Here is a 12,628-nt window from a genome sequence, read left to right as displayed (position 1 = left end):
GAAGCCGAGCTGCACGCGAACGGCGCGAGGGGCCTGCGCGCGTCAGATCACGTAGGCGCCCTTCGCGTGCAGCTCGGCTTCCGCGCGCTCAAGCGCGGCGATCGCGTCGCCGCCTTCGAGCGCGAGCAGTTGCGCGACAAGCGCTTCGGTCAATGCGTGCGCCGCAATGAGTGACGGAAAGAACGACGGGCTTTCGTGCGTGAAGATCAACTGCGCATCCGCATGCAGCGCGATCGGCGACACCGCGCTGTCGGTGATCGCGACGATCCTGCTGCCCTGCGCTTTCGCCGCCTGCGCGACGCGCGTGGCCTCGGCCGAATATGGCGCGAAGCTGACGATCACGGTCGCGCTCTGTTTCGCGATCGTGCGCAGTTCCATTTCCAGCGAGCCGGCCACGCCCGTCAGCAGCGACACCGTCGGCCGGAACAGCCGGTAGCCGTAGACCAGGCCGAACGCGACCGGATAGCACGAGCGGAACCCGGCGACATGAAGGTGTGACGCCTTGCGGATCAGCTTCGCGGCATCGGCGAGCGCTTGCGCATTCTGCGCGTCGGTCGCCGCGAGATTGTGCTGCTGAGCGACAAGCAGGTCGTGCGCGAGCGACGCCTTCGCGCCGGGCCTGACGAGCGAGCGCGCACGCTGCGTCAACGGCTGCGGCCGCGTGCGCACGCGCGCGACGCACAGGTCGCGCAACTCGTTCCAGCCGGGAAAGCCGAATTGCTGCGCGAGCCGCACGAGCGACGCGGGCTGCACCTGCGCGCGCTGCGCGACCTTGCGCATCGACGAGACGGCAACTTCGTCGGGATGGTCGAGCACGAATGCCGCGCCCGCCTGGAATTGCGGGCTCAGTTGGGAAAATTGCGCCCGGATCTCGGACGCGAGTTCATCGAAAGTGGCGGCCATCTGGGTGATCGCGGGAACCGGTTGCCCATGGTATCACCGGCCCCGCGCGCCGATCAGCGCAACACCTCGATCCGCTCTGCGTCGACCTTGACGGCGCCCGACCATTTCTTCTCGAATTCGCCGGTGAGTTTCACTTCGTGTTTGTCGTTGACCGCCGGCATGCCGGCCCAGAGCTTCTCGTCGATCTCGACGCGAATCGTGCCGGTGGCGTCGGCGAACTCGTAATCCTCGCCGCCGACGTGCTTGACGAGGCGTCCTTGCAGCACGACATGCTGATCGTCCTTGCCGTTGGCGAGCAGTTGCTTCACCGTCGTCGCCGTCAGCGTCGACGGCCCGGTGTACTGCGCGTGCGCGGCCATCGCCGGCAGCGCCGCGAGCGCGATGGCCAGGATTCGGGCCAGTTGTTTCATGGTGTGGTTCCTCGTTGAGATGACATCGCGCTCCCCACGAGCGCGAACCCGAATCTTACTAAATGAAAGCTTAAGCGCGACTGAAGACGGCGCGAACGCGACACCGGCCGGGCGGCGACACGCGCCGGCGATACGAATGAAGGCCCGGCGCACGGCGAGCCGGCGAGACTGCCGGGCGCGCGAGTCCGCCGCCGCCCCTTAATCCGCGCCTAAGGCTGGCGCGCTTATCATAGGCAGCATGATGACCGGCCGCCCGGCCCTATCGGAGAAACACGAAACTATGCGCGTACTGCTCGTCGAGGACGATCCGCTGATCGGCAGCGGTCTCGAACAGGGGCTGAAACAGGAGGGCTTTGCGGTCGACTGGGTCAAGGACGGCGACGCGGCGACGCTCGCGCTGCGCACGACCGGCTACGGGCTGCTGCTGCTCGATCTGGGCCTGCCGAACCGCGATGGCCTGTCGGTGCTCGCGGCGCTGCGCCGCCGCGACGAGAACCTGCCGGCGATCGTCATCACCGCGCGCGACGGCCTGTCCGACCGGATCGCCGGCCTCGACAGCGGCGCGGACGACTACCTCGTGAAGCCGTTCGCGCTCGAGGAACTGCTCGCGCGCATCCGCGCAGTGAACCGCCGCCACGCGGGCCGCGCGCAAACCACGCTCCTCATCGGCGCGCTGCGGCTCGATCCCGTCAAGCACCAGGTCTGGCTCAACGACGACGAAGTAACGCTGTCGCCGAAGGAATTCGTGTTGCTGCACGAACTGATGCGCGAACCGGGCGCGGTGATTTCCCGCGAGCAGTTCGAGGAGCGTCTTTACAGCTGGGGCGAGGAAGTCGAAAGCAACGCGGTGCAGGTCCATATCCACAATCTGCGCAAGAAGCTCGGGCATGACACGATCCGCACCGTGCGCGGCGTCGGCTACCGGATCGGGGAACCGGCATGACCGGCCTGCAACGCGCGGTCACGCGCTGGCGCGGCGTGTCGCTGCGCCGCCGCCTGCTGCTGTGGCTGATGCCCGCCGCGTGCGTGATCAGCCTGCTCGCGAGCGCGGGCACCTACTGGGGCGCGCTGCGCGAGCTGGACGACCTGCTCGACGACCAGATGCGCAGCATGTCGAAGCAGATCCAGGTCGGTCCGGACGGCGCGCTGTCGTTCCGCAACCGCGCCGGCGGCGAGCACGGCTTCAAGGCCGACGATCCTGACGCGGTGCTGCTGCAGGTGTGGCGCAACGGCACGCTCGTCTATTCGACCGACAGCGATTCGCCACTGCCACCGCCGGCACACGGCGGCATCGCGACGGTCGACGTCGACGGCCAGCCGTGGCGCACCTACGTGACCGAGCGCGGCGGCACCACGATCCGTCTCGCGCAGGCGCGCCGTGCGCGCTGGGAAGCGATCGCGGGCATCGCGGTGCACCTGCTGTGGCCGGTGTTCTCGATGCTGCCGGTGCTCGCGCTCGGGCTCTGGTTCGGCATCGGCTACGGGCTGCGGCCGCTGCGCGGGATCGCCGAAGGCCTCACGCGCCGCAACGCGAACAATCTCGAGCCGGTCGACGTCGCGTCGATACCGAATGAAGTGCGGCCGCTCGCCGAGGCCATCAACGACCTGCTCGTCCGGCTCGACCGCTCATTTACGCTGCAGCGCCATTTCATCGCCGATGCGGCGCACGAGCTGCGCACGCCGATCATGGGGCTGTCGATCCAGTCGCAACTGCTGCGGCGCGCCGCGACGCCCGACGAGCGGGATCGCATCCTCGCGCAGATCCACACCGGCACGACGCGGCTGGGGCACCTGGCCGAGCAATTGCTGACGCTCGCGCGGCTCGAGCCGGACGAGCGCGTGGCCGCGTTCGCGCCGGTCGACCTCGCCGCGCTGTGCCGCTCGGTGGTCGGGGACCGCGCGCGCGTCGCGGATGCGCACCATGTCGATCTCGGCGCGGTCGGCGAAGCGCCGGTCGTCGTGCCAGGCAACGCCGACACGCTGCGCGTGCTGCTGAACAACCTCGTCGACAACGCGATCCGCTATGCGGGCGAAGGCGCACGGATCGACGCGATCGCGCGCGTCGAAGACGGCGCGCCGGTGCTCGAGGTGTCGGACAACGGCCCCGGCATCCCGGAGGCGGAACGCGCGGACGTCTGGGAGCGGTTCTATCGCGGCGCGGACGCGCAATCGACCTCGTCCGGCAGCGGTCTCGGCCTGTCGATCGTCAAGCGGATCGCCGAGCAGCATCGCGCCACGGTGACGCTCGGCACGCATCCCGGCGGGCGCGGCCTCATCGTGACGGTGCGCTTCCGCGCGCCGGCCTGACCGGCGCGGCCGCACGCTTGTCCACAGATTTTGTTGGCAAGCTTGTGGATATCCTGCGTATCGCACACGTAAGCCCTTGATCCGGAAGGTATTGACGCCGATGGTGCAGGTTCGGCGCGAGCCCTCCCCCGTCCTGGCGGGTTGCGCGGCGATCGCGCGATCGCGTGTGCGTCGCCGGCCGGCCAGGCCGCCGGCGGCACGCCGCGGCACTTACCCACAGTTTTTGTTGGCAAGCTTGTGGATATCCTGAGCACGCGCATGCTAACCCCTTGATCGCGCAACGATTCGTGCGGCGCATCAGCGTTTCGGCACGCCTCGCGCGCCCAAGCGGCGCGCCGGCCGATGCCACGCGAGCCGGCCGGCCCGTCCGGCGTACGATCTGGCGCAACGCGCGCCGCCCGCATCGCCCCTTCCCCCGCCTTGACGCTCCCGACGACGGCGAGTGAAGATCACGGTTGCGCCCGCACGCGGCCGAGCGACGCGCATGCTGAACGCCGCGCCTCGCGCCGGGCCGTTCCCGAGCCTCGCAACACAACGACAACTCACTTCTCCGAGGAAGACCATGGAACACCACTACTCCACCGCGCGATTGCTGATCATGCTCGCCATTCTGGCCGCCTGCATCTATCCGTATATCCGCATCGTCCGGCGCACCGGCCACTCGGGCTGGTGGGTGCTCACGATGGCCGTTCCGGTGCTGAACTTCATCATGCTGTGGGTGTTCGCGTTCGCGCGATGGCCGGCGGTCGACGACCACAGCCGCTGAGCCGATCGCGCAATCCAGCCATGCGCCACGCCGCCCCGGCACCTCGGCGCCCGAATTGCGTCGCACGCCGGGCCGCGCATGGCCGTGCGAGTTTTCCACAGATTGTGTTGGCAAGGATGTGGACAGCTTGCGCATACCGCACCCAAATGCCTGATCCGAAAGGATTTTTCTCCGTGGTCACGATTTAGGCACGCGTCGCGCCCATACGGCGCGACGCGCCGCCGCCCGCCTTCGGCGCCGGACGCACCGATCCGCGCCACCCACTTATCCACAGATTTTGTTGGCAAGGATGTGGATATCTTGGGCACCCATCACCTAACCCATTGATCGCACGGCATTTCCTGCCGGCATGCAGGACGCGGGCAGCGTCGCGCCATCTGCCCCGTCATCACATCACATTGCATGCGCGACAATGAATCGGCCGTTCGCGTTCCAGATCCGAAACGTTCTTCGCATCGCCCGATTCTTTCTTCTCGCCAACAAAAATAAACAGGCTTGCCTATCAATGTCGCGCGACCGATGGCACGCGTATTGCTCGTAAAAGGCCCGAGCGCATGCGTAGGCCGGGATAGCATCACGCTCGATGGCGCATGTCGCCGGTTCGCCGCCATGCACGCGCCGCTTCGCAACGCGATGACGGCGAAGCGCGTCGAACTCCGGATGCGGCGGCATCAAAATGATCTGCATAACGAATCAACGACTCTGGTCTTGGCGCAGCGGACAACCGTTCTCACTGGGGGGGAAACGAAACATGAACCGGAAACACTGGAAAAAACAGCGCGGCGTCGCAGCCGTCGAGTTTGCGATCTTGCTGCCGTTGCTGCTGCTGATCCTGTTCGGCATCGTCGAATTCGGCCTGCTCATGTACGACAAGGCCGTCATCACGAACGCGAGCCGCGAAGCCGCGCGAGCGGGCGTGGTCCTGAAAACGCCCAAGCCGACCGTGACGGATATTCAGAACGTCGCGCTCAATTACTGCCAGAACTACCTGATCAGCCTGGGGACTTCGGCCACGCCCACCGTCACCGTGCCGTCCGGCCAGGGCGGCACCTTTGGCCAGCCGCTCACGGTGACGGTCTCGTACAGGTACACGGGGCTGGCGCTGGCCGCGATGATCAATCCGATCACCGGGCCGATGACGCTGACCGCCACCACGGTCATGAACAACGAATAAGGAGGCGCTCGTGGAACACGCTCACTCCGGCCATGCGTGGCCGCCGCACGCTCGTCGCCGGCCGACATGCGCCGGCCCCGGATCGAAGCGCCTCCGGGCTCAGAAAGGCGCGGTGGCGGTGACGGTCGCCGTCGCGCTGACGATGCTGCTCGGCGTCGCCGCCGTCGCGATCGACCTCGGTTATCTCTACATCGTGCGCAACGAGCTGCAGAACGCGGCCGACGCAGCCGCGCTGGCCGGCGTGCCATGCCTGTATCCGCGCGCGCAATGCGGCAACCAGACGGCCAAGGCGCCGGACTGGGGAACGGCTCAACAGCAGACCGTGCAGGGCGTGTCGCTGAACCAGTCGAGCAACGTGACGCTCACCGGATATACGACCGACGTGTCGTATGGCTATTGGGACGTCACCGGCAGCGTGCCGGGCCTGCAGGCGACGGTCCCGCCTTCGCCGGCTGTCGGCATGCCGGCCGTGCGCGTCACCGTCACCCGGTCCGGCGCGAAGAATGGCGGCGGCGTGCCGGTGTTCCTCGCGAAGATCTTCGGCATCAGTACCGTACCGGTGAGCGCCACCGCCGTGGCGGTCATCTCCGATCCCGGGAGTGTTGGCGACGCCACGCTTTTCCCGGTCGCGATGTCGAAATGCATGTACGACCAGTATTGGGATTCGACGAACGGAAAACCCAAGGTCGCGACATCCACGACGCCGCCCGGCCCGGGCCAGCCCAGTCAGACGGTCGGCCAGCCGTATGTATTCTGGGTGACGTCGTCGTACCATGCCGGCCCTTGCGAGGCGAGCCAGTGGACGACCTTCGACACCACTGCCAACGATGTGCCGACCGTGCGCAATCTGATCACCAATGGCAATCCCAATCCGGCCGCCGTCGGATCGCCGCCCGGCGTGTGCTCGACCCCGGACCAGACCTGCACCTATATCCAGCCCGGCACCAAGAACACGCTCTACGCGAACGGCAACCAGCCCTCCGTCAACAGTTGCAGCGCGGCCGGCACCAAGGCTTGCGAATATGTGCTCGTGCCGGTCGTCCAGGATCTCACGACGGGTTCCTATCAGCGGATCCTCGCATTCGCGTGCGTGCATATCGACTTTGCGGTCGGCGGCAGCGGGAAATACATCCAGATGGAGATGGTCAACAACCCCGACAAATGCCAGGCCGCCGGGAGCAGCGGCGCCGGCCCCTACTACGGGGCGCTCACGCCGGCCCGTCTCGCTCAATAGCTCGCGGATCGTTCCGGCGCGCAGCGGCCGCGCCGGACGATCCGAAGCGCACCGGATGACGGCAACCGGCCAGTCGCGTTTTCCACAGATTGTGTTGGCAAGGATGTGGATATCCTGGGCACCCGTCGCCTAAGCCATTGATCGCACGGCATTTCCTGCCGGCATGCGCATCGCGGGCAGTGCCCCGCCATGGCCTGCGCGACACGCACGCATTGCCAATCGAGGCGAAGCAATAGCGCGCCCCTTTTCCACAGATTTTGTTGGCAAGCCTGTGGATAACCTGCGCATCCAGCAGGTAACGCATTGATATGAATGGAAATTCGATATGCCATCGTTCGTGTGGCAGCGGAACGCGTATCGGCACGTATCCGGCTGTGCGAAACGAGGCTGCGCCAGGGCAGCGCGTGTTTTCCACAGATTGTGTTGGCAAGCGTGTGGATATCCTGCGCATCGCACGGCTAACTCATTGAACGTACGCCACTTTGTCGTGTGCGTTCGCAAATGGGCAGGCAAAGGCAGCCAGCGATGCGCATGCGCGGCGGAACGGGCGTCCCGCCGCGTGCAGGCTTAGTGCTTCTCGAGCGCGTTGCGCAGGTCGTTCGCCTTGTCGCGCAGCGCCTCGTAGCCGGAGCGCGCATGCTCGGGCAGATCGGGATCGCCGATCAGCGCGCCGAGCGTTTCGATCAGGCTGAACAGAATGCCTTTCGCCGCACCGGCCGCGATGCTGCGCGACTCGATCGACTCATGCACGTGATTGACTGCGGCCTCGAGATGCTCGAGCTTCTCTTCGCGATCGTCGGGCTGCTTGTCGGTCGTCATTGTGTGCCTCCACAGATATTCAAAAGGGTCATGGCACGATTCTAAGCCGCCTCGCGCATTCATGGCGCGACGTCGCGCAACATTACAGCACCGCCACCACGTTCACGCGCCCCGGCTCGGCCGCGGCCACCACCTGCCCGTCGACGCGGCGGAACGTCAGCGACACGGTGTCGTCGCCCACCCGCAGCCCGTCGATCCGCAACCAGTCGACGCCCTCGGGCAGCGCGGGCCGCTCGATCCGCACCTCGTGACGCGACGCGTCGACGCTCACGCCGAGGCACGCCTGCAGCATCATGAACGGCGCGCCCGCCGCCCACGCCTGCGGCAGGCACGCGACCGGATACGCGGTCGGCGGCTCGCCGCGCCGGCGCGGAAAGCCGCAGAACAGTTCCGGCAGCCGCATCTCGAAGCTCACCGCGGCCTCGAACAGCGCGCGCAGCAGATTCAGCGCGGCCGCCTTGTCGCCATAGCGGGCCAGCCCGCGCGCGGCGAGCGCATTGTCGTGCGGCCATACCGAGCCGTTGTGATACGCCATCGGGTTGAAGCGCGGCTGGCCGGCCGCGAGCGTGCGCACGCCCCAGCCGGTCTGGAACAACGTCGAACCGAGCACGCCGGCGACCGCCTTGCCGCGTGCCGGCTCCGGCAGGCCGAACGCGAGCAGATGGCCGGCATTCGACGCGAGCACCCGGCACAGCTCGCCGTGGCCGTCGAGCGCGATGCCGTAGAAATCGGCCTCCGGCATCCAGAACAACGCCTCGACCTGCTCGCGCAGCGCCTTCGCCCGCAGCGCGTAGCGCGTCGCGTCCGCCGCATGGCCGCGCCGCGTCGAGAACAGCGCCATCGCCTCGAACGCCGCGCACGCATACGCCTGCACTTCGACGAGCGCGATCGGCCCGTCGGGAAAGCGGCCGTCCGCGTGGAACACCGAGTCCTGGCTGTCCTTCCAGCCCTGGTTCGCGAGCCCGCGCTCCGACGTGCGCTGGTAATCGAGCAGTCCGTTCGGATTGCGGTCGCACTTGTCGATCACCCATTGCACCGCGCGCTCGAGCGCGGGCCACAGCTCGTCGATCAACGCATCGTCCCCGGTATGCTCGACGTACGCGCCGGCGAGCACGATAAAGAGCGGCGTCGTGTCCACGCCGCCGTAGTACAGCGCGAACGGCACCTCGCCGGTGGCCGCCATTTCGCTCTTGCGGTACTCATGCATGATCTTGCCGGGCTCGGCGTCGCGAAACGCCGAGGTCTCGCGCGCCTGATGCGCGGCGAGAAAGCGCAGCACGCCGCGCGCGAGCGACGGCTGCAGCCACAGCATCTGCAGCGACGTGATGATCGCGTCGCGGCCGAACGGCGTCGAAAACCACGGAATGCCCGCATACGGATACGGCCCGGTGTCGAGCTGCGTCGTCAGCAGGCCGAGATCGGCGAGCGAGCGGTCGAGCCACGCGTCGAACAGCGGATTGCCGGTGCGCACGCGCGCCATCGCCACGCGCCGCTCGCGCATCGCGCGGTGCGCGCCGACGAGCGCCATCCGCAGCGCGGCGCGACCAGCCACGGCCGGATCGTCCGCGCAGTGGTCGCGCGCGCGCGCGCGGCCGGTGCGCGTCGCGCCGACTTGCGCTTCGGCGCTCAGGTAGATCGACACGCAGGCCTGCGCGGCGATCGTCAGCGTGTAGTCGGCGCGATCGACCGTCAGCGCGTCCGGCGCCGGAGAAAAGCGGATCGCGACCGAACGCTCGACGCCGTCGAGGCCGTCGTAGCGCAAATGCACCGCGCCCGCTTCGATGCACGGCGGCGCGACGTGCCCGCGACGATCGCGGCGCGTGCCGCGCACTTCGAACATGTCCTTGAAATCGGCCGCGAACGACAGCGACAGCGGCACTTCGGCTTCGCTCGCGCCATAGTTCGTCAGCGTCAGCGCCTCGTACAGCACGTTGCCCGCGAGCACGCGCATCCGTTCGATGTGGATCACGCCTTCGGGCGTCTCGTGGCCGCCGAGCGGCGGCAGCGGCCGGTTGGTCAGGTGCGCGGTGAACGACGCGTTGTCGGCGCTCGTCGCGCCCGACAGCAGCGACGGCGCGCGGCCGCCGAACGTCAGCCGCCAGTGCGACAGCACGCGCATGTCGTCGACGAAGAAACCGTCGTCGCGCCCGCCGATGTCGCCGAGCGCATCGGTGACGACGAACGCGTCGCCCGCCTTCAACACGTACTGGTTGCCGCGCACCGGCGCTTGCGCGTCGGTCTCGGGCGCGATGAACGGCGCGCCCGGCGGCACCGCGGCGCGCTCGGCGGCCAGGGATGGCGCCGGGGATGGAATGGCATGGTCGGGTTGCCTGTCGGGCATCGCGGCTCCTGTCCGGTGTGGTGATGAGGCACGGCATGCCTCGTTCCGCACAGGATAGGCCAGATTGCTTCGCGCGCGCGACGACGCGCCCGAGTTTAACCAGCGGCGCCCCTTCCGGCAGTGACAGGATCGGCCGTTCGATTGACGGAACCCGCCAATTCCCGCCCGCGAAAACGGCGTCGCGCCCGCGCCCGCACGCACGCTTCAAAGCGGCAGGTTTTGTCAATGAAAGGGCATGTTTCGTTATCCGATCTCATCTCCGCCACCGGTAGCATGCGCGATAGATTCCGCGACCTGTCGCAGTCCCGCTCATCGCGGCGCGCACCGGCTCGCTGCGCGCGTCGATCGCGAGCGCCGAATCGAAACTACAACACGTTTTCCAAGGAGAGTCACATGGAGAGAGAAGTCGTCGTCGTCAGCGGTGTGCGCACCGCCATCGGGAAATTCGGCGGCAGCCTGAAGGATCTGCCGCCGACCGAGCTCGGCTCGCTCGTCGTTCGGGAAGTGCTGGCACGCGCCGACGTGACGGGCGACCAGGTCGGCCATGTCGTGTTCGGCAACGTCATCGCGACGGAACCGAAGGACTTCTATCTGGCACGCGTGGCCGCGCTCAACGGCGGCATCGGGCAAGCCACGCCGGCGTTCAACGTGAACCGCCTGTGCGGCTCCGGCCTGCAGGCGATCGTCTCCGCCGCGCAAACGATCCTGCTGGGCGACGCCGACATCGCGATCGGCGGCGGCGCGGAAAACATGAGCCGCGCGCCGTACATCACGTCCGACGCGCGCTTCGGCGCGCGCATGGGCGACTCGCGCCTGATCGACATGATGCTCGGCGCGCTGAACGATCCGTTCCAGACGATCCCGATGGGCGTCACCGCGGAAAACGTCGCGCAGAAGTACGGCATCACGCGCGAGCAGCAGGACGCGCTGGCCCTCGAATCGCATCGCCGCGCGACCCGGGCGATTGCCGAAGGACGCTTCAAGGATCAGATCCTGCCGATCACGCGCAAGGTCAAGGGCCGCGAAGTCGTGTTCGACACCGACGAGCACGTGCGCCATGACGCCAGCGTCGAGGATTTCTCGAGCCTGCGCCCGGTGTTCGCGAAGGAGAACGGCACGGTCACGGCGGGCAATGCGTCGGGCATCAACGACGCGGCTGCAGCCGTGCTGCTGATGGAGCGCAGCGTCGCGGAGAAACGCGGCATGAAGCCGCTCGCGCGCCTTGTCGCGTACGCGCATGCGGGCGTCGATCCGGCCTACATGGGTATCGGCCCGGTGCCGGCCACGCGCAAGGCACTCGAACGCGCGGGCCTGAGCGTCGCGGACCTGGACGTGATCGAGGCGAACGAGGCGTTCGCCGCGCAAGCGTGCGCGGTGTCGCAGGAGCTGGGGCTCGATCCGGCGAAGGTCAACCCGAACGGCTCCGGCATCTCGCTCGGCCACCCGATCGGCGCGACCGGCGCGGCCATCACCGTGAAGGCGCTGTACGAACTGCAGCGCATCGGCGGCCGCTACGCGCTCGTGACGATGTGCATCGGCGGCGGCCAGGGCATCGCGGCCGTGTTCGAGAACCTGCAGCCGTCCCGCTGACGGCATCGGCGGCGGCGGGAACGCGCCGCCGGCGGACACCGGAGCCCCGGTTTCCCCGGCGTGCGCGTCAACGGCGCGAGTCCCGCCGCCACGCCTCGGCCCGGCCGGATGCGCGCGGCCTCCGGCCCGCGATCGACATCCGCCCCCGCCTGAAGCCCGGTCCGGACGTCCGGCGCTTGCCGCGCGCCGGGTCAGCCCATGATGCTGACGCCTCCATCGATGAACAGCGTGTTGCCGGTGATGCGCCGCGCATAGGGCGTCGCCAGATACGCGCACGCGAACCCGACATCCATGATGTCGACCAGCTCGCCGAGCGGCGCGCGCTCGACCGCTTCGTTGAGCAGCAGATCGAAATCCTTGAGGCCCGATGCCGCGCGCGTCTTGAGCGGCCCCGGCGACACCGGATGAACGCGAATGCCGCGCGGGCCGAGTTCATGCGCGAGATACCGGCACGCCGCCTCGAGCGCGGCCTTGACCGGCCCCATCAGGTCGTAATTCGGTACCACCTTCGACGCGCCGAGATAGCTCATCGCGAACAGCGTCCCGCCCTGGTCCATCAACGGCGCCGCCAGCCGCGCCATCCGGATGAACGAGTGGCACGACACGTCCATCGCCGTCGCGAACCCTTCCGCGGAACTGTTGATCAGGCCGCCCTGCAGGTCCGTCTTCGGCGCAAATGCGATCGAGTGGACCGCCACGTCGAGCCGGCCCCACGTGTCGCGAATCGCGTCGAACAGCGCCTCCATTTCGCCCGGCTTCGACACGTCGAGCGGCATCAGCAACGCGGCGCCGAGTTCGCGGGCTAGCGGCTCGACGTAGGGTTTCGACTTTTCGTGCCCGTAGGTGACCGCCAGCTCGGCGCCCATCTCGCGAAACGCACGCGCGCACCCGTAGGCGATCGAATGCTCGTTCGCAATGCCGAGGATCAGCACTTTTCGGCCCGCGAGCGGCGGGTTCGGTATCTCGTTCATTTACGCTCCCCAGACAGATCACGCCAGAGACGGCACGCACCTGTATACCAGAGTCATTCGACACGCATGTGCGCGCATCGCCGCGCCGGGGAGGGAGCGGGAGCGGGAGCGGG

Annotated in this window: 12 protein-coding genes; 6 read left to right on the top strand and 6 right to left on the bottom strand. The window is 67.9% G+C overall.

Going from position 1 to position 12,628, the window contains the following annotated elements:
• Positions 1 to 42: 42 nt before the first annotated feature.
• Positions 43 to 903: a MurR/RpiR family transcriptional regulator gene (locus LIG30_RS24300; RefSeq protein ID WP_038716289.1), complete on the bottom strand. Its 861-nt coding sequence runs from the start codon at positions 901 to 903 to the stop codon at positions 43 to 45.
• A 53-nt stretch (positions 904 to 956) separates the two neighbouring features.
• A complete protein-coding gene (locus tag LIG30_RS24295) occupies positions 957 to 1,313 on the bottom strand; it encodes a YgiW/YdeI family stress tolerance OB fold protein (RefSeq protein WP_038716288.1) in 357 nt (118 codons plus the stop codon).
• 280 nt (positions 1,314 to 1,593) lie between these two features.
• Between LIG30_RS24295 and LIG30_RS24290 the strand changes: the two genes are divergently transcribed.
• The 3 genes from LIG30_RS24290 to LIG30_RS24280 all read left to right on the top strand — a co-directional run bounded on the left by LIG30_RS24290 (position 1,594) and on the right by LIG30_RS24280 (position 4,386).
• Positions 1,594 to 2,256, top strand: a complete 663-nt coding sequence (locus LIG30_RS24290; RefSeq protein WP_038716285.1) for a response regulator — start codon at positions 1,594 to 1,596, stop codon at positions 2,254 to 2,256.
• Complete coding sequence (locus tag LIG30_RS24285) at positions 2,253 to 3,620, top strand: ATP-binding protein (protein ID WP_038716284.1); 1,368 nt, start codon at positions 2,253 to 2,255, stop codon at positions 3,618 to 3,620. The genes LIG30_RS24290 and LIG30_RS24285 overlap by 4 nt, the downstream gene beginning before the upstream one ends.
• 562 nt (positions 3,621 to 4,182) lie before the next feature.
• Positions 4,183 to 4,386 carry a membrane protein gene (locus tag LIG30_RS24280; protein WP_038716283.1) on the top strand — a complete coding sequence of 68 codons (204 nt, stop codon included), beginning with the start codon at positions 4,183 to 4,185 and terminating at the stop codon, positions 4,384 to 4,386.
• A gap of 393 nt (positions 4,387 to 4,779) precedes the next feature.
• Here the strand turns inward: LIG30_RS24280 and LIG30_RS26710 are convergent, their stop codons facing one another.
• Positions 4,780 to 5,073 carry a hypothetical protein gene (locus tag LIG30_RS26710; RefSeq protein WP_152986221.1) on the bottom strand — a complete coding sequence of 98 codons (294 nt, stop codon included), beginning with the start codon at positions 5,071 to 5,073 and terminating at the stop codon, positions 4,780 to 4,782.
• A gap of 64 nt (positions 5,074 to 5,137) precedes the next feature.
• Between LIG30_RS26710 and LIG30_RS24275 the strand changes: the two genes are divergently transcribed.
• Entirely contained in the window at positions 5,138 to 5,560 is a 423-nt protein-coding gene (locus LIG30_RS24275; protein WP_038716281.1) for a TadE/TadG family type IV pilus assembly protein, read from the top strand.
• 118 nt (positions 5,561 to 5,678) lie between these two features.
• A complete protein-coding gene (locus LIG30_RS24270; protein ID WP_235510393.1) occupies positions 5,679 to 6,794 on the top strand; it encodes a TadG family pilus assembly protein in 1,116 nt (371 codons plus the stop codon).
• Positions 6,795 to 7,361: 567 nt separating this feature from the next.
• Here LIG30_RS24270 and LIG30_RS24265 read toward each other — a convergent pair.
• Both LIG30_RS24265 and LIG30_RS24260 read right to left on the bottom strand, forming a co-directional pair.
• Positions 7,362 to 7,613, bottom strand: coding sequence for a hypothetical protein (locus tag LIG30_RS24265; RefSeq protein WP_038716280.1), 252 nt, complete (start codon positions 7,611 to 7,613; stop codon positions 7,362 to 7,364).
• A gap of 82 nt (positions 7,614 to 7,695) precedes the next feature.
• Complete coding sequence (locus tag LIG30_RS24260) at positions 7,696 to 9,954, bottom strand: amylo-alpha-1,6-glucosidase (RefSeq protein WP_038716279.1); 2,259 nt, start codon at positions 9,952 to 9,954, stop codon at positions 7,696 to 7,698.
• A 393-nt stretch (positions 9,955 to 10,347) separates the two neighbouring features.
• On the opposite strand from LIG30_RS24260, the gene bktB reads away from it, so the two are divergent.
• Positions 10,348 to 11,544: a beta-ketothiolase BktB gene (gene bktB / locus LIG30_RS24255; protein WP_038716278.1), complete on the top strand. Its 1,197-nt coding sequence runs from the start codon at positions 10,348 to 10,350 to the stop codon at positions 11,542 to 11,544.
• Positions 11,545 to 11,735: 191 nt separating this feature from the next.
• On the opposite strand, the gene fabI is transcribed toward bktB, so the two are convergent.
• On the bottom strand, positions 11,736 to 12,515 hold the full coding sequence (gene fabI / locus LIG30_RS24250) for an enoyl-ACP reductase FabI (protein ID WP_038716276.1): 780 nt from the start codon (positions 12,513 to 12,515) through the stop codon (positions 11,736 to 11,738).
• Positions 12,516 to 12,628 lie beyond the last annotated feature (113 nt).

The organism is Burkholderia sp. lig30 (assembly GCF_000687455.2).
Taxonomy (GTDB): Bacteria; Pseudomonadota; Gammaproteobacteria; order Burkholderiales; family Burkholderiaceae; genus Burkholderia.
This window is presented reverse-complemented; position numbering and strand designations above follow the sequence as displayed.

What these genes read in the sequence shown, in the direction of transcription:
- LIG30_RS24300 (WP_038716289.1), bottom strand. Translation starts at nt 903, where the DNA reads ATGGCCGCCACTTTCGATGAACTCGCGTCCGAGATCCGGGCGCAATTT.
- LIG30_RS24295 (WP_038716288.1), bottom strand. Translation starts at nt 1,313, where the DNA reads ATGAAACAACTGGCCCGAATCCTGGCCATCGCGCTCGCGGCGCTGCCG.
- LIG30_RS24290 (WP_038716285.1), top strand. Translation starts at nt 1,594, where the DNA reads ATGCGCGTACTGCTCGTCGAGGACGATCCGCTGATCGGCAGCGGTCTC.
- LIG30_RS24285 (WP_038716284.1), top strand. Translation starts at nt 2,253, where the DNA reads ATGACCGGCCTGCAACGCGCGGTCACGCGCTGGCGCGGCGTGTCGCTG.
- LIG30_RS24280 (WP_038716283.1), top strand. Translation starts at nt 4,183, where the DNA reads ATGGAACACCACTACTCCACCGCGCGATTGCTGATCATGCTCGCCATT.
- LIG30_RS26710 (WP_152986221.1), bottom strand. Translation starts at nt 5,073, where the DNA reads ATGCAGATCATTTTGATGCCGCCGCATCCGGAGTTCGACGCGCTTCGC.
- LIG30_RS24275 (WP_038716281.1), top strand. Translation starts at nt 5,138, where the DNA reads ATGAACCGGAAACACTGGAAAAAACAGCGCGGCGTCGCAGCCGTCGAG.
- LIG30_RS24265 (WP_038716280.1), bottom strand. Translation starts at nt 7,613, where the DNA reads ATGACGACCGACAAGCAGCCCGACGATCGCGAAGAGAAGCTCGAGCAT.
- LIG30_RS24260 (WP_038716279.1), bottom strand. Translation starts at nt 9,954, where the DNA reads ATGCCCGACAGGCAACCCGACCATGCCATTCCATCCCCGGCGCCATCC.
- bktB (WP_038716278.1), top strand. Translation starts at nt 10,348, where the DNA reads ATGGAGAGAGAAGTCGTCGTCGTCAGCGGTGTGCGCACCGCCATCGGG.
- fabI (WP_038716276.1), bottom strand. Translation starts at nt 12,515, where the DNA reads ATGAACGAGATACCGAACCCGCCGCTCGCGGGCCGAAAAGTGCTGATC.